Source organism: Qipengyuania algicola, assembly GCF_042492175.1.
In the GTDB taxonomy this organism is placed as follows: Bacteria; Pseudomonadota; Alphaproteobacteria; order Sphingomonadales; family Sphingomonadaceae; genus CAJXSN01.
This window is the reverse complement of sequence record NZ_CP170453.1, coordinates 1,447,001-1,462,884: the sequence shown is the minus strand read 5'-3', so window position 1 is coordinate 1,462,884 and position 15,884 is coordinate 1,447,001. Positions and strand designations below refer to the sequence as shown.

Genomic DNA, 15,884 nt, shown 5'->3' with positions numbered 1-15,884 from the left:
GTCACGCATCAGACCTCGTCGTAAATCACTTCGAGGGATGGCTTCTCTTCATAAGTGCCGCCGCGCATATCGGCCTGGGTGGCCGGGATCAGCTCGACATTTCCACCCGTATCTTCGGGCGAGAAAAGGTCGAGAAGGCCATCCTGGTCGAGGGGAGAGGGTTGGCGCGGCGGTGCCTCAGCGACGTTCTTCGCAAGCTCTTCGAAAAGCCCGCTCCATTCGCCGCCAGGCTTTCCGATAATCTGGTAATTGGCGCTCTTGCGGCGGATATCTTCATCCGCAGGGATCGCGGTGAGCACGGGGATGTCGACCGCCTCGGCAAAAGCCTGCGCCTCGCCCGTCCCGTCATCCTTGTTCACGATCATGCCGGCCACGCCGACATTGCCACCCATCTTGCGGAAATATTCAACCGCGTGGCAGACATTGTTGGCGACATAGAGCGATTGCAGATCGTTCGATCCGACCACGATGACTTTCTGGCACATGTCGCGCGCAATCGGCAGGCCGAAGCCGCCGCACACCACATCGCCGAGGAAATCGAGCAGGACATAGTCGAAGCCCCATTCGTGGAAGCCCAGCTTCTCCAGCAATTCGAACCCGTGAATGATACCGCGCCCGCCGCAGCCGCGCCCGACTTCGGGGCCGCCGAGTTCCATCGCGAAGACACCGTCACGCTGGAAGCACACGTCTTCGATGGTGACTTCCTCGCCGGCGAGTTTCTTTTTCGAAGAGGTCTCGATGATGGTCGGGCAGGATTTGCCGCCAAACAGCAGGCTGGTCGTGTCGCTCTTCGGATCGCAGCCGATCAGCAGCACGCGCTTGCCCTGCTGGGCCATCATGTAGCTGAGATTGGAGAGCGCGAAGCTCTTGCCGCTCCCGCCTTTCCCGTAAATCGCGATCACCTGCGTTTCGGATTTCACCTCGCCGGTGTGGACCGGATCAGGCTCCTGCGCGGCTTCGGCTCGCAATGTGTCGATATCAAGCACGCTCATGCAGTTTCTCTCCAGTCGAGCACCATTTTCAGGCAATCGGTGTCTTCAAAGGCGGCGGGGTAAGCCGTCGCGGCATTCGCAGCCGGCTCGACATTCGTGATCAGGCCCGACAGATCGAGCGCGCCGGTGGCGATCAGGGCATCGGTCGAGGCGATATCTTCCGGCTGCCATTCCGCAGCGATGCGCAGGCGCGCTTCGCGCTGGAAGGCGGGCGGAAAGGCAAAGCTGATCGGCTGGTTGTAAAATCCGGCGAGAACGAGCTCCCCGCCTTTGGCGAGCCGGGCGATAAAATCACCGATCGACGAGGCATCGCCGCTGACATCGTAGACCGAGGCGTAATCGTGCCGGTCATCATCGTCCGGGTGGATGACGCTGTATCCCTGAGCGCCCTCTTGTCGACCGGCGTTGGTGTCCCATACTACAGGCGGTTTTGCCCCCGCAGCCATGGTCAGGCGGGCCAGCAAGCGGCCCAACACGCCATGGCCGACGATCAGTTCGGGCGGCTTGCCATGGGCAATGGCATGCAATGCCGTGGCGGCGAGCGCATAGAGGATGCCATCTTTGCCCAGCGTTTCTGAAATCGGCAGAGCACGCGCCGAGGGGACGATGACCGTGCTGGCCGATCCGCCGAACAGTCCGCGTGCGTCGCGGTAGCAATTGGCACCGGGGACAAAGACCCACTCGCCGATCCGGTCGCTGACTTCCGCCCCGGCATCAACGACTCGGCCGACCGACTCGTATCCGGGGACCAGCGGATATCCCATTCCGGGGAAGCTGGGCATTTGCCCTGTCCAGAGGAGTTTCTCCGTGCCCGTACTGATGCCGCTCCACTGGATATCCACGCGAAGATCGCCGGATTCCATGGGTTTGAGCGCGGTTTCCCGCATCGCCAAACGTCCCGGTGCGTCAAGTATGATGGCAGAAGTTTGCAGCATTCCCCTCCGGCGATTCCGCTACTGATGGCAGGGAATCCGACTTGCGGTAAATGAACTTAACAGGACAAGTTGTCAACCAAACTGGACACTAGCACTGTCATGGATAGCGTCACTTGGTTGCAACGAGTGCCCTGGCGATCATCGGGAGCGGGGTTTTCAGCTCTTTGATGGCGGAAAAACCCGCCTTTTCAGCCATCCGCATATTCTCCGCCATGGTCCGCGGCCGGCCCGATGCCATGGCCCACAGATACATGCCGAAATAGGCTTCCCCCATGCCTTCAGCCCCGCGCGTCCCGGCCATCGGCTCGACAATCAAAAGCCGGCCGCCTGCGGGCAGTGCCTGCTGACACGCGTGCAGCAGCGCCTGTGCCGGTTCATCGTCATGATCGTGCACAATCCGGATCAAGGTGATGAGGTCGAAACCGGCGGGCAACGGATCAGTCCGGAAGCTGCCGGGATGGATGCTGACGCGCCCCGCCAGAGCTGTTCCGGCCATACGCTCCTGCGCGAGGGGGACCACATCGGGCAGATCGAAAATGCCGAGCTCCAAATCGGGCGTCGCGGTGCCGACTGCCTCCGCGAAAGCACCCGAACCGCCGCCGATATCGAGCATGCGCCGATGCTTATCGAACGGATATTGGCCGATAATCTGCTGCCAGACCATGGGCTGGGTCGCCCGCATCAGCTCCGAATACGGGGCTGCCCCTTCCTCGATACCCGCACCTCTCGACGCATAGGTCCAGAAGGCGGAAAGCTCGCTGCCGTTTCCGCCCGGCTGCGCCATCAGGGCCAACGGGTCGGCCAGATCGCGGTAGAGCAAAGCATGGTGGCGGATCATCGCCATCGCGCCCTCATTGGCCGATAATGCCGCGCCCGTTTCGCCGAGAATCCACAGGCCCTCTTGCGGCGACTCGGACAGCTTCAGGGCACCCGCCGCCTTGAGGATTCGCTCGCTCGCCTCGGGTGACAATTCGAGAAATGCCGTCACCTCGGCATGGGTACGCGCGGTTCCGGCAAGAAAGCCGATCAGCCCTGTCTGCGCGAATAGATAGGTGATCTGGGTGTAGACGAAGCCTGCAATCAGATCGAATTGCCCTGCCGCCTTGGCCCGCGCGACACTGCGGAAAACCGGCATTTTTGCAGCCCATGCCTGAAAGCGTGCGCTGCCCAAGATGCGGTTGCGCCGGAGTGCCCAGCGGGTGCGCCAAGAAAGTGTCTGCGAAGGATGGTCTATTTGTGCTGACATAAAATTATGTCCATTTGAGTGGACTTACGATACACTTGCGTCAAACAAAAGCGATCAGCGCGAGGGATCGCAGACAGGGGAGGATGCGTGGCGGCAGCGCCTACAGTCATCATCGGAGCGGGCATTGGCGGGCTGACCAGTGCGGCCATTCTGTCTGCGCGAGGCGTGCCTGTGACGGTGCTGGAAAAGGAAGCGCAGCCCGGCGGGAAGGTCCGCCAGTTGGAGGTCGAAGGCGTGCCGATCGATGCCGGGCCGACCGTCTTCACCATGCGCCCGGTGATCGAGAATATCTTCGAAGAGGCTGGCGCTTCACTGGATGATCATCTGACCCTGACCAGAGCCGACCGGCTCGCGCGCCATGCGTGGGACGGTACCGGCCATCTGGACCTGTTCGCCGATCCCGAACGCAGCGCGGAGGCCGTGGGCGAGTTTGCCGGAGCGAAGGCCGCGGCAGGCTTCCGTAGTTTCTCCGCCGAGGCCGCGCGGATTTTCGGCATTCTCGACAAGCCCTTCCTGCGCTCGTCGAAGCCCTATCCTCCCAATCTGATGTGGCGCATCGGGCTGCACCGGGTGGGCGCGCTGCTGGCGATCCGCCCGTATGAGAGCCTGTGGAAGGTGCTGGGCGAGCATTTTGACGATCCGCGCCTGCGGCAGCTGTTCGGGCGGTACACCACCTATTGCGGCTCGTCCCCCTTCCACACGCCCGCCACGCTGATGCTGATTGCCCATGTCGAGCAGCAGGGGGTCTGGGCCATCGAGGGCGGCATGACTGCGCTGGCCAATGCGCTGGAAGCGGTCGCCCGCCAGAACGGGGTGTGGTTTCGTTATGGCGCGCAGGTCACGGGCATTCATACAAGCCGCAAAGGCGTGAGCGGCGTAACGCTGGAAAGCGGCGAGCATATCCCAACCCGCTCGGTGATCTGCAATGCCGATCCGTCCGCTCTGGGTGCAGGCGTGTTCGGGGAGGGCCTCAGACGGGCCGCAAAACCGATGGCCGAAAAGGACCGGTCACTCTCGGCGATGGTCTGGCTCGCCAAGGCCAGGCCACAGGGCCTGCCGCTGACGCATCACAACGTCTTCTTTTCGCCCGATTACGCCCGCGAATTTGCCCAGATCGAAGCGGGGCACGTGCCCACAGATCCCACTGCCTATGTCTGCGCGCTGGACCATGGCGAAGAGGGTGCGAGCGACAGCGCAAGCGGCACCGCGCAGCGTTTCCAGATCATCGTCAACGCACCGGCCAATGGCGACATTCACGATTACACCGCCGGGGAGAAAGACCAATGCACGTCGAACATGATGGCGCGGCTGAGAGCCTGCGGACTGGACCTGGACCCGGCAGGCATGGATACGCCGATGCAGCACAGGCTCGTCACGCCGAGCGATTTCTCGACACTCTTCCCGGCGACCGGCGGGGCGCTTTATGGCAGGGCTTCGCACGGATGGGCGGCCTCCTTCCTCAGGCCCGGCTGCCGGACGAAGATCCGTGGGCTCTATTGCGCGGGCGGGGCGACCCATCCTGGCGCGGGCGTCCCGATGGCCGCCTTGTCAGGGACACTGGCAAGCGAAGCCGTGCTGTCCGACCGTATTTCGACGCGCTGGTACCACCGGGGGGATATCGCTGGTGGTATGTCGACGCCATCAGCGCCGACGGCCGCTACGGGCTGACGATAATCGGGTTCATCGGCAGCGTCTTCAGCCCCTATTACAAGAAATCGGGCCGGGATATTCCGCTCGATCACAGCTGCCTCAATATCGCGCTTTACGGCAAAAGCGGCGCGCGCTGGGTGATGACCGAACGCGGCGCAGCGGACATCGCGCAGAGCCGCGACCATTTGCAAATCGGGCCGAGCGCGATGCGGTGGCAGAACGACAAGCTGATCATCGACATCGAGGAACGCGATATCCGTCTCGGCATTCCATGGCGGCGCCGGGTGAAGGGGCGGATCGTCCTGACGCCGGAAGTGTTGAACGCGCGTTCATTCAAACTCGATGCTGCCGGCAAGCACAATTGGCACACGATAGCGCCCCGCGCGCGCATCGACGTGGCAATGGATCAGCCCGATATACAATGGACCGGCAGCGCCTATCTGGATGGCAATCATGGCAGCGAACCGATCGAGGACGGCTTTCGCGACTGGCACTGGTCCCGCGCCCATGCCGGCGAGGATGTCGCGGTGATTTACGAGGGCACCCGCCGCGATGGCAGCCATTTCGCCAGCGCGCTGCGGTTTGACCAGCACGGTACGCCGCATGAGGAGGAACTGCCGCTGGTCGCCCCGCTGCCGCCGACATTATGGGCGATGAAGCGCCAGACACGCGCCGACCGGGGCCATGCTTCGGTGCTCAGGACGTGGGAGGATTCGCCCTTTTACGCCCGTTCTGCGCTGTCGATGCGGATCTTCGGAAAGCCGGTGACGGCGGTGCAGGAGAGCATTTCCCTCAATCGCCTGATCCATCCGGTGGTGCAGTTCATGCTGCCTTACAAGATGCCCAGAGAGGTTTAGCTCAGTCAGCCGCGTGTTGCTGCTCGGCAGCCTCTTTCGCAGCGGCCTTTTCCTTGTCCTTGGCAATTTCGCGATTGACCGACCACAATTGGTAGAAGCCGAAGCCGAGCGCGACCGCGCCGGAAAAGACGATTTCGATCCAGCCGAAATTGTCTGCGAAGCTGGTTTCCATTGTCCGTCCCCTCCTCAGGCTTTGGCGGCGTCTGCAAACGCGGTGATGATCTGCGCAGTCTGCTCCGGCTGCTCCTCATGCGCAAGGTGCCCGAGACCGGGCATCTCCTGATACTCGCATTGCGGAATCAAATCCGCAGCCTGCCGGACGGCGGAGCGCGGGATGGCTGTGTCGCCCGTGGCATGGATCAGCAGCACCGGCGCTTTGAGGGCGTGGAGCCGGTCGCGCAATGGCTCCAGCCGCCAGCTTGCCATCATCCGGATCGCTCCGTCGCAATGGCCGGAGCGGGTAAGCAGCAGGCGATATTGCCGGTTGCCCGCCCGGTCGATGACCGATCCAGTTGCCTTGTGCAGGAACCGCTCGGGCTCTCCCGGTGCGCGGGCCATGCGGGCAAAAATGATCGACACCAGCGGGTTGGTGAACAGGATTTTGGCAAGCTGCGGGAACAGTTTTGCAGCGAGGCCCGGAAACGGCAGCAGCGCCGGATTGAGGCCCACCAGCGGCGCATGCCAGCCGCGCGCCAGTAGCAATTCCGCACCGATAGCTGCCCCTGCGGAATGGCCGACAATCAGGTCCGGCTCCACTTCCAGCACATCCAGCAGCACGCCGATGGACGCCGCCATCTGCGGCAATGTCACGCGCCGCCGGTGGCTGGGGCGGGTGAAGCCATGCCCCGGCAAATCCATCGCAATGACGCGGTATTTCGCGGCCAGCACCGGCATCAGGTCGCGCCAGCTATGCGTCGCCGCGCCGGTCCCGTGGAGGAGCAGGCTGACGGGTGCAACTTCCGGGCCCATCATCTGGACGTGCCAGCGATAGCCCTCTGCCGAAACGAAGGAACTGGCGCTTCTGTTCGGCCAGTCGGCCCCGTCCCGTTCCCAATCGGGATAGCGCGCGCTCATGCCGACACGCTCTCGGCCACGCTCTCTATCGCCTCGACCATCGCCGCGCTGCCGGCATAGGGCAGCGCCAGATACTTGCCGCGCAGGGCCTCTGCCAGAGCGGCGGCTTCCTCGCGTGGGCGGGGCGAGATGTCGATCACCACCGCGTGATGGCCCGCCGCGGCGATGCCTTTGGCGGCATCTTCGGCCTCCGCCATGGCGCGGGCGCGGTCCGGCTCGCCTTGCAGAGTGACATTCGCCTTCCCGTCGGTCAGCAGGGCGATCATCGGAGTCTGGCCGCGCTTGCCCGACGCATCGGCCATCAGCCGCGCCTCCAGTAATCCGGCGGCAAGCGGCGTGCCTCCGCCGCCCGGCAAACCTGACAGCGCTCGCCGGGCGCGGGTGAGCGAGCGGGTGGGCGGGAGCAGAATTTCCGCTCCGCTATGCCGGAATGCGATCAGCGCGACTTGCGAGCGTTTGACATGGGCCTGAGCCAGCATCAGCTCGACCGCGCCCTTCGCCTCGGCCAGCCGCGCCATGGCCGAGGAGCCGGAGGCATCGACGGCGAAGATCGTGAGGCTTTCCTGCCGCTGTTCGAAATGGCGGATGCGCAAATCGGATTTTCGGATGTGGAGCGATCGTCTGCCTGTGTTGGAATCCCCTGCGTTTTCCCTACGGATCGCCTGCCACGGGGCCGCAGCGCGCAAAGTATCGATCAGGGCCAGCTTGCGCCCGTCGCCGGGAATGCCGGGCCGCGCGCCCAGCGGCCGCCCGCGTCTGGACGATGTCTCGCGGTTGCCCGATTGGCCGCCAGAGCCGCCTTTGGGACGCGTAAGACCCTTGTCGATCCCGTCCAGAATATGGTTCGGGATAGAGGCCGCTGCGGCCGCCAGAAGCAGGTCTTCCAAGGGCAAATCCTGCGATTGCTGCTCCTCCGCTCCCTGATCGGTGGCGGTGTCCGGCGCGCCATCAGGCGGCGGTGGCTCTGGTCGTTCGGGCGGCTCCATCTCGGGCCGCTGCGTGGCGCGCGGGGCGAGCACGAGCCGGATCGCCGCCTCAAGCTCCGCCTCCCCCGCTTTGCCCAGCCCCCGCGCACCTGCAATTCCACGGGCATAACTTTCGGCCATCAGGACGGGGCGAACCGAGTGGATGCCCAGCGCGGCCGCTGTCAAAGCAAGCGCCTCGCGCTGACCCTTGAGCAGGGGCCGGGCGCGCTTTGCATTCTGCCAATCCCCCGCCCACTCGAAATCCAGCGTCCGGCACCGCGACAAATCGCAATGAAACGCAGCGCGCTCCAGCAAAGTGGCTGGCGGCGCTTCATCCGCATCCAGCCCGTCATCGAGCAGGATCACCGCACAATCGCCTCTATCGATGGACTGGGTGAGAAGAGCCGCGATGCCCCTGTCCGTTCGCTCGGCCATGGAGACAATCGCCACGCCGCCCCTTGCGCGTTCGATCAGGCCGGGGCGATGCGCGGCCCGCCCGGTGGCCAAAGTCTGCGTCAGGTCCAGCCCGCCCAGCATCTGTTCGGCATCGGCGTTGATCGGGATGCGCACCACCGGCATTCGCGGCTCCAGAGCGGCGAGCATCTGGTCCAGCAGGCGATCCCGCACCGGACCCGCCCCGCGCAGCACAATTCCGCCAAAGGCATGGGGCGACTGCGCGAAGGCCTGCGCTGCCAGCAGAGCGTCTTCGATCAGGGCGTCTTCACTCAACCGAACATCTCGGCCAGCGCCATTTCGATCCGCACGGTGGAGCCGGTTTCATCCAGCACGTCGCGCCGCAAGCGGTGCCGCAAGGCGAGCGGAGCGATGGATTTGAGATGGTCCACCGTGACAGACGGCGCGCCTTCCAGCGCCGCCAACGCCCGCGCCCCGCGCATCAGGGTCAGTTCCCCGCGCAGACCGTCCGCCCCCACCGCCTGCGACAATTCCGCAGCGCTTTTCAGCATTTTGGCGGGCATCTTCACCTTGGGCAAAGCCATCTTCGCCCGGTCGATCTGGCGCAGCACCTTGGCATCGTCGGCCTTCCACTTGGCGGCGAATTTTTCAGGCCCCCGCTCCTGCGCATCGCAGCGGCGCATGATCTCCACCCGTTCGGCAATCGTATCCGGCGTGCGCACCTCGACCGACAGGCCGAACCGGTCGAGCAATTGCGGGCGCAGTTCGCCTTCTTCGGGATTGCCGCTGCCGATCAGGACGAAGCGCGCCTTGTGCCGTACGCTCAGCCCGTCGCGCTCGACCAGATTTTCACCCGACGCCGCGACATCCAGCAGCAGATCGACCACGTGATCCTCCAGCAAGTTGATCTCGTCGATATACAGGAAGCCGCGATGCGCCTTGGCCAGCAGGCCGGGTTCGAAATGCTTCTCGCCTGCCGACAGCGCTTTCTCCAGATCAAGCGTGCCCAGCACGCGGTCTTCGGTCGATCCCAGCGGCAGATCGACAAACGGCACCGGCACTTTGCGCACCCGTTTGCTGGAGCAGCAATCGGGGCACGATCCGCGATCCTCCGGCGCGCAATTGTAGCGGCATCCCTCCACCGCCGTGATCGGCGGCAGCGTGGCAGCAAGCGCGCGGGCCGCGGTCGATTTGCCAGTGCCCCTGTCGCCGAAGATCATCACACCGCCAATCCGCGCATCGGTGGCGGCGATGAGCAGCGCCTGTTTCATTTCTTGCTGGCCGACTATGGCGCTGAACGGAAAGACGGACATGGGCTGGCGTTGTATCATTCGCGCGGGGGCGGTCAATCGCTGCGCTTGCTCCTGTCCTGCATGCCTGTACCCGCGGCTTTGAAGTGAACGCGCCTGCTGATACCGGTGGGATGTGAGCACAGCCGCATCCCAAAGCACGTCCAAACGGGTCGCGCCCAAGCGGGTTATCGTATTCGGCGCGAGCGGGACGATCGGACGCGCGACGGTAAAAGCCATGGTGGAGGCCGGTCACGATGTGGTGGGCGTTGTCCGCCCGCAATTCGCCAGCTCCGACAGACCGGGCGAGTGGGATGGAGCAGACATGCGGACAGCAAGCATTGTCGGCACGCAATGCGGCGCAGCGGAGGCTTTGCGCGGCGAGCATTTCGATGTCGCCGTCTCCTGTCTCGCCTCGCGCACCGGCCTGCCGGACGATGCTTGGCTGGTGGACTATCAGGCCAATCTCGAAGTGCTGGAAGTGGCGAAGGAAGCGGGCATTCCCCACTTCGTTCTGCTCTCGGCCATTTGCGTCCAGAAACCCCGCCTCGCCTTTCAGCATGCCAAGCTGGCGTTCGAGCAAGCGCTGATCGAATCCGGTCTGACCTATTCGATTGTCCGCCCCACAGCCTTTTTCAAATCGCTGTCGGGCCAGATAGGCCGCGTGCAGCAGGGCAAGCCGTTTCTGGTGTTTGGCGACGGCACGCTCACCTCCTGCAAGCCGATCAGCGACCGCGATCTGGGCCGGTACCTGTCGGAATGCATCACCGACCCGGCGCGCCGTAATGCCATCCTGCCCATCGGCGGCCCGGGTCCAGCCATCACGCCGCTGGATCAGGCAGAGGCGCTGTTCGGCCTACTGGGAGACAAGCCGCGCATCCGCCACGTGCCTGTGGCCCTGCTCGACGCCATCATTGCCGTGCTCGGCCTGCTGGGAAAGGTTTCGCGCAAGGCCGCAGACAAAGCCGAGCTGGCGCGGATCGGGCGGTATTACGCCACCGAATCCATGCTGGTCCTCGATCCGCAAACCGGCGCATATTCAGCGGACGCCACCCCCTCCACCGGCAGCGATACCCTGCCCGGCCATTACGCCGACATCATCACCGGGGGAGGCAGCGTGGACCTCGGCGAACACGCCGTGTTCGAGCGGAGCTAACGCCCTCTTCAACGCACCCGCGAGGGGGCCACCAGAACCGCATTAGCGAGCAACAGGTCCAGCCCGTCGAGATAGGCGCGCGTGGCGGGATCGTGGGCGAAGCCGATGCTCAGCCCTCCGCCCGTCGGCTGCGCGATCATATAGGGTTTGAAGGCCAGCTGGCGGCGGTTTTCGTCCCACACATGGCCGCTCGCAATCAGCGCGTCGGCTGCGGCAAAGCGCATCACATTGATGCCTTTGGACCGGTCCAGCGGGGTGAATATCTGCGAGCCGCTGGCCAGCACGACCGCGCCATTGTCGTATCCGGCCGAAAGGAAATGGCTGCGATCCGCCACCGTATTGAGCAGCGCGCCGGGCAGCGTGTCGGGCAAGGCCTTCTCGTTCCGGATCGCTTCGCGGTATTGGGCGTCGCTGGTGATTTCTTCCGCCTCAGCAAGCCCGCTCTGTTTGGCCGGTTCCTCGTCTCCGTCAGACACTTCGCGGCCGAGAGCGGCCTCGCGCTGCACAGACAGCAGCGGTGCATCGCCTCCGGCAAAAGCACCGACACTATTGCCAATGGCCACCAGCACGCCGCCCCGCGCGACAAAGTCACGGATCGTCTTCAGCCCGCCAGCACCCATCGTGGCAGCCGGACTGCCATCGGGAACCAGCAACACATCATATCCGGCCAGAGAAGCACGGGCAAAACGATGGGTGCGGATCGGCACCACGGGCAGGCCCAGCCGCTGCTCCAGCACATAGCGCGATGCGCCTGCACTCAGCTGCGAGATGCCTTCGTCCCACGCAATCGCCACTCTGGGCAGAGTCAGGCGGACGAAGGATTCGCTGCCCAGATTGGGCCCTTCCTCGACCCAGCTGGAATCCAGCGCCACGGTGTGCGCGCCGGTCTCGCGCGCCAATTGGCTCAGCCGCGTGAGGGCCTCGGCATCATTGGCACCGGCGGGGAACAGCACAGTCCCGCGCGGAAAGACCCGTCCGTCTTTGGTGAAGCTCTTGTCCGTGACGCGCGCCTCCAGCCCTTCGCGCAAGGCACGGATCACCAGCCGGGCCTGTCCGCTATCGGTCCACGGCACGGCCACGGCAAAGCTGCCGCCGCCCTCTGCCACCGGCTCGATAGGCGCATCGGAGGCAAGCTGCGCGCCCGTCGCCGCGCCTCCGCACAGGGCGACATCCACACCCGACATCAGCCCGACCGACCATGCGGTGACATCATACAGCTCGTGCGGCAGACCATCGTCGCGGCGGCGTTCCTGCTCGGACAGGAAATCGGCCGGAAGCGGGGTATCGCGGTCGAGCAGGCTGCGCACCAGCCGCGCGGCGGGCTGCGCCTGCGGAACGGCCAGATAGCCTGCGGGATAAGACCTGCCGCACGCATTTGCGGGGCCGGAGCGCCGCAGCACGGTAATGCCCTGCGCCGTCAGCCTGCGGCCCAGCGCCTCTGCATTCCAGCGCCGCTGGCCCAGATCGATCACATACTGGCCGCGCCCGGCTGCCCCGCCATTATTGGCCGCGCGGTATCCGGCAAATCCGTTCAGGAACCGCGCGGCATTGTCCGCCACAGCCTCGGCGGTGGAGAAGCTGGCGATGAAGTGATTGCGCACGCCGTCGCCATAGGTCAGCACCGTGCCATCGCGCCGCTGGAACACCAGCCCGCGCGCAGAGCCCTGCTCGTAGGTGCTGCCGATTGCGCCGTGATGCGTGTTCCACGTGTCGCCATAGCCGGGGTAGAACAGGTCGTAGACTTCGCGCGTGAAATAGGGCTCGCCCATCCGGTCGAACCAGGCGGCGTTGTTGCGCCCGATCACCTCGTAGGACCGGCGCTGGGCGGCGGTTATGTTGGGGTTGAGCGGGCGCGCGGCGGGGCTGAAGAAATAGCTCTGGTCGCCGCCCATTTCGTGGACGTCCACCACCACCACCGGATTCCAATCGCGGATGGCGGCCACTTTGCCCCGCGTTTCGGGCTGGCTCAATGTGAACCAGTCGCGGTTGAGATCGAACATGTAATGGTTCACGCGCCCGCTGGGCCATGGCTCGTCATGCTCCGCCGCCTGACGGTCGGCTGCGGGCTCGATCCCCACAGCGGTGCGGAAATGATTGACGAACCGCGCGCGGCCATCGGGGTTCTGCATCGGGTCGAGCACCACGACGCTTTCGCGCAGGATCCGGTCCACCCGGCTGTCCCCGCGCGCGGCAAGCAGATGGTAGGCCATCATCAGCGCGGCATCGGTTGAGGAAATCTCGTTGCCATGCACGCCGTAGGTCAGCCACGTCACCGGCAGCGCCTGCCCGTTCGACGCACGGCCCTCGGCGATACCGGCCAGATCGGCCTGCACCGCATCGATCCGCGCCATATTCTCGCGCGCCGTCAGGATGACGTAATGCAGCGGGCGGCCTTCCCAGCTGGTTGCATAGCGGACGATTTTCATGCGGTCCGGCGCGGCCTCTGCCAGCGCCCGCAGATAGGTCAGCGTTTCGGCGGGGGACGTGATGCGCTCGCCCGGTGCATGGCCCACCGTGGTGGTCAGAGTGGGAATGGCGGGGTCGAAATCGGCATCGAGATAAGACTGCGCCTGCGCCGGATGCACCAGCCAGAGTGCCGCCGCAAGAAACGCGACCATCCGGCCCATCCAGTCACCCCGCATATGAACTTTCCCCATTCTCGAGACCAGACGATCCCCTGCCTTCACCTGACACCCTAGCACCTAAAGCAATGTGGCCGACTGCACGCAAATGCAATCGGCCACATCGTCGCGATCCGAAGGGAAGGCGGCGCGTTAGAACTTCGCGCCGATCTCCACGCCGATCAGGCGGCGTGCCCCGGGGGAAATGAACGATCCGCCGAACTCGATCGCCGGAATGGCTTCGTTGATATATTTCTCGTTGAAGAGGTTCTCGGCGAAAACAGTCACGCTGAATTGGCCGGTGTCGATCCCGGCGCGCAGATTGAACACGCCGAAGGCATCGCGCTGGGCGACGTCATAGCGCGCATCGCCGACGAAGCCGGGCAAGGCCAGAGCCGAGATCGGCAGGAGACCGGAGAACAGCGTGGGCCGTGTCTGATCCTGCACCGTGTGGAACCATGTCGGGCCGGTCACGCGGTAATCGGCCCGCACCAGCAGATCTATGGAATTGCTCAGCGGCACGTCCATCTCGCTGCCGAAATTGATCGTGTAATCGGCGGTGTAGGGCGATTTGTTGCCGACCGTATAGGTCCGCGAGCTGTTGGCCTTGATCTCGCTCTCGGTCACGTTGAACGCACCGAACAGACGCCAGCCATCCACAATCTCGGCGGTCATGTTGAGCTCTGCGCCGTAGACCTCCACCTCGTCGATATTGGACACCACGCGCAGCAGGCCAAAGCTGCCGACGAAGAATTCGAAGAACTGCATGTCGTCGATTTCGGTGTAATATCCAGCCAGATCGAACGTCAGACGCCCGTCCCACACATTGCCCTTCACGCCCAGCTCGAACGCGCTCGACACTTCCTTGTCGTAATCGTCACGGATGGTGACGTTGGCGCCGATAAACTGGTTGAAATTGGCATCGACCAGCGCGGCGGAGCCCTGATTGTTAAAGCCGCCCGATTTGAAGCCGATGCCCCAGTTGGCATAGATGTTTACATCGGGTGTGGGGCGGTAGCTGAGCGTCACCTTGGGCTGCAGCTGCTTGTAGGTCGCGTCCTTGTCGGTCAGCGGGCCGAAGGCTTGCCCCGGATTGATCGGACCGCCGGTGAAGGGATCGATCGCGCCTGTCGGGACCAGCGAGGACGTCGTCCGATCTTCAATATCGTAGCGGAGCGCCAGTCCGGCAGAGAACTTCTCGCTCGGCTGATATTCCAGCGAAGCAAACGCGGCGTAGACATTGGTGTCGAACCCGTCGGCCAGCAGCAGCGATGTGGGGTTGGAACTGCCCGGCGCGTTGAACAGCTCGCGGCTCACGCCTGCTCCGGTATCCGCGCCCAGGCTGACACCGACTTCGCGGTCGATATTGAGATAATACGCGCCGACCTGCCAGCTGAGCGGGCCACCCGTGTCCGACGCCAGCCGGATTTCCGCGCTGATGTCTTTCTGGTCCCGCGTCTGCAGCTGGGTCCCGTCGCAGGTCGTCGGGCTGTACGCGCCGAAGGTCGAGCCATTGGCCGGCGCGAAGATAAACGGCACCGGGATCTGCCCGATGAAGCCGGGCTGGTTGATCGGGAAACCGGTGAGGTTCGCGGTCGAGGCGAAACAGGAATTGATCGCCGCTGCGCCTGCCGGATCGACGGCGCTGATATAGCGCGCGAAATCGGCTGAGGTGCCGTCTGCCGTCAGCTCCTGCGAAATGTCGGAATAGAGCGCCCATGCGGTGAGGATGGCCGAATCGAATTGATGCTCGATCTTGGCCGACACATCGAAGCTGTCCTGGCTGTTGGTCGGGCGGATATTGCCCTGATAGCCAAACTCGCGGGTGTTGATGTCCTCGTAAAAGGCCGGGTTCACGCCTGCGAAATTGGGCAGGTGGAACGAGGCGTTGAAGTTGATCGACGCGCCGCGCAGCTGCGAATAGCGGGCCTTCACATCCAGCTCGGTCGCGGGCGAGAGGTCCGCCACCACCCGGCCATCGACAGTCCAAACTTCTTGGTCGTCCACCACCTTGTCGTTCAGGAAGGTGTTGGTGAAGAAGCCATCCGTCGTGCGGTAATAGCCGGACAGGACGAAGCCCAGATTCTCGGCAATCGGACCGGCAATATGCGCGGTGCCTTCAATGGTCTTCTCATTGGCGTAAGAGAGGTTGGCCGCCCCTTCGAAGAAGCTGCCGGGCTTGAGCGTTTGCAGCACGACAGCCCCCGCCGCGGCGTTCCGGCCATACAGCGCGCCTTGCGGACCTTTCAGGATTTCCGCCTGCCGCAGCGTGCCCTGCACCTGATTGAGCTGCGCGGTGTTGGTCTTCAGAATGCCGTCGACCACCAGCGCGATCGAGCTTTCCGCATCGCGCGCACCGTTGATGCCGCGAATATTGACCTGCGTGTCGCCCGCCTCTGCCGTGCCGGTGACGATGGTCACGCCGGGGGTGAGCTGGGCAAAGTCAGACGCATTGTCCGCGCCGGTTTTCTCCAGCGCATCCGCTGTGAGCACGGTGACCGAGGCGGGCGTATCCTGCAGCGTTTCCGACTGGCGGCGGGCGGTGACGATAATGACGCCGTCATCGGCCCCGGCATCGACCTGCGCATCAGCACCGGCGACTTCCTGCGCGGCGGCGGGGGCGGAGACGAGCGCTCCAACTGCGATTGAGGCGAGAAGGAAAGGCTTCGTAATCCGCATTGACTG

Annotated in this window: 12 protein-coding genes; 3 read left to right on the top strand and 9 right to left on the bottom strand. The window is 64.3% G+C overall.

The genetic code is table 11. The features are described 5' to 3' along the window. Positions 1 to 8: 8 nt before the first annotated feature. The 3 genes from ACFCW2_RS07005 to ACFCW2_RS06995 all read right to left on the bottom strand — a co-directional run bounded on the left by ACFCW2_RS07005 (position 9) and on the right by ACFCW2_RS06995 (position 3,062). On the bottom strand, positions 9 to 992 hold the full coding sequence (locus ACFCW2_RS07005) for a chlorophyllide a reductase iron protein subunit X (RefSeq protein WP_379545206.1): 984 nt from the start codon (positions 990 to 992) through the stop codon (positions 9 to 11). Further along, positions 989 to 1,924: a chlorophyll synthesis pathway protein BchC gene (gene bchC, locus ACFCW2_RS07000; RefSeq protein WP_379548943.1), complete on the bottom strand. Its 936-nt coding sequence runs from the start codon at positions 1,922 to 1,924 to the stop codon at positions 989 to 991. The genes ACFCW2_RS07005 and bchC overlap by 4 nt, the downstream gene beginning before the upstream one ends. Positions 1,925 to 2,036: 112 nt before the next feature. Continuing rightward, positions 2,037 to 3,062 carry a methyltransferase gene (locus tag ACFCW2_RS06995; RefSeq protein ID WP_379545204.1) on the bottom strand — a complete coding sequence of 342 codons (1,026 nt, stop codon included), beginning with the start codon at positions 3,060 to 3,062 and terminating at the stop codon, positions 2,037 to 2,039. Between the two features lie 198 nt (positions 3,063 to 3,260). Between ACFCW2_RS06995 and crtD the strand changes: the two genes are divergently transcribed. Together crtD and ACFCW2_RS06985 are read left to right on the top strand one after the other, a co-directional pair. After that, a complete protein-coding gene (crtD, locus tag ACFCW2_RS06990; RefSeq protein ID WP_379545203.1) occupies positions 3,261 to 4,841 on the top strand; it encodes a 1-hydroxycarotenoid 3,4-desaturase CrtD in 1,581 nt (526 codons plus the stop codon). Then, positions 4,772 to 5,680 (top strand): hypothetical protein, encoded by a 909-nt coding sequence (locus ACFCW2_RS06985; protein ID WP_379548942.1) that lies wholly within the window; start codon positions 4,772 to 4,774, stop codon positions 5,678 to 5,680. The genes crtD and ACFCW2_RS06985 overlap by 70 nt, the downstream gene beginning before the upstream one ends. Before the next feature lies 1 nt (position 5,681). Here the strand turns inward: ACFCW2_RS06985 and ACFCW2_RS06980 are convergent, their stop codons facing one another. The 4 genes from ACFCW2_RS06980 to bchI are packed head-to-tail and all read right to left on the bottom strand — an operon-like array spanning position 5,682 to position 9,446. Next, complete coding sequence (locus ACFCW2_RS06980) at positions 5,682 to 5,852, bottom strand: hypothetical protein (RefSeq protein WP_379545202.1); 171 nt, start codon at positions 5,850 to 5,852, stop codon at positions 5,682 to 5,684. Positions 5,853 to 5,866: 14 nt separating this feature from the next. After that, complete coding sequence (gene bchO / locus ACFCW2_RS06975; protein ID WP_379545201.1) at positions 5,867 to 6,754, bottom strand: alpha/beta fold hydrolase BchO; 888 nt, start codon at positions 6,752 to 6,754, stop codon at positions 5,867 to 5,869. Continuing rightward, positions 6,751 to 8,448, bottom strand: coding sequence for a magnesium chelatase subunit D (locus ACFCW2_RS06970; RefSeq protein WP_379545200.1), 1,698 nt, complete (start codon positions 8,446 to 8,448; stop codon positions 6,751 to 6,753). Before ACFCW2_RS06970 ends, bchO begins: the two co-directional genes overlap by 4 nt. Then, entirely contained in the window at positions 8,445 to 9,446 is a 1,002-nt protein-coding gene (gene bchI / locus ACFCW2_RS06965) for a magnesium chelatase ATPase subunit I (protein ID WP_379545199.1), read from the bottom strand. The genes ACFCW2_RS06970 and bchI overlap by 4 nt, the downstream gene beginning before the upstream one ends. A gap of 112 nt (positions 9,447 to 9,558) precedes the next feature. Here bchI and ACFCW2_RS06960 point away from each other — a divergent pair, with 112 nt between their 5' ends. After that, positions 9,559 to 10,578, top strand: coding sequence for an NAD(P)H-binding protein (locus ACFCW2_RS06960; RefSeq protein WP_379545197.1), 1,020 nt, complete (start codon positions 9,559 to 9,561; stop codon positions 10,576 to 10,578). A gap of 8 nt (positions 10,579 to 10,586) precedes the next feature. Here ACFCW2_RS06960 and ACFCW2_RS06955 read toward each other — a convergent pair whose 3' ends face one another. Together ACFCW2_RS06955 and ACFCW2_RS06950 are read right to left on the bottom strand one after the other, a co-directional pair. Beyond that, positions 10,587 to 13,220 (bottom strand): M14 family zinc carboxypeptidase, encoded by a 2,634-nt coding sequence (locus ACFCW2_RS06955; RefSeq protein ID WP_379545196.1) that lies wholly within the window; start codon positions 13,218 to 13,220, stop codon positions 10,587 to 10,589. 132 nt (positions 13,221 to 13,352) lie between these two features. After that, positions 13,353 to 15,878, bottom strand: a complete 2,526-nt coding sequence (locus ACFCW2_RS06950; RefSeq protein WP_379545195.1) for a TonB-dependent receptor — start codon at positions 15,876 to 15,878, stop codon at positions 13,353 to 13,355. Between the last annotated feature and the right edge of the window lie 6 nt (positions 15,879 to 15,884).

Excerpts from the sequence above, each read along its gene's own strand:
- ACFCW2_RS06950 (WP_379545195.1), bottom strand. The coding sequence starts at position 15,878 with ATGCGGATTACGAAGCCTTTCCTTCTCGCCTCAATCGCAGTTGGAGCG.
- ACFCW2_RS07005 (WP_379545206.1), bottom strand. The coding sequence starts at position 992 with ATGAGCGTGCTTGATATCGACACATTGCGAGCCGAAGCCGCGCAGGAG.
- bchI (WP_379545199.1), bottom strand. The coding sequence starts at position 9,446 with ATGTCCGTCTTTCCGTTCAGCGCCATAGTCGGCCAGCAAGAAATGAAA.
- bchO (WP_379545201.1), bottom strand. The coding sequence starts at position 6,754 with ATGAGCGCGCGCTATCCCGATTGGGAACGGGACGGGGCCGACTGGCCG.
- ACFCW2_RS06955 (WP_379545196.1), bottom strand. The coding sequence starts at position 13,220 with ATGCGGGGTGACTGGATGGGCCGGATGGTCGCGTTTCTTGCGGCGGCA.
- ACFCW2_RS06995 (WP_379545204.1), bottom strand. The coding sequence starts at position 3,062 with ATGCCGGTTTTCCGCAGTGTCGCGCGGGCCAAGGCGGCAGGGCAATTC.
- ACFCW2_RS06980 (WP_379545202.1), bottom strand. The coding sequence starts at position 5,852 with ATGGAAACCAGCTTCGCAGACAATTTCGGCTGGATCGAAATCGTCTTT.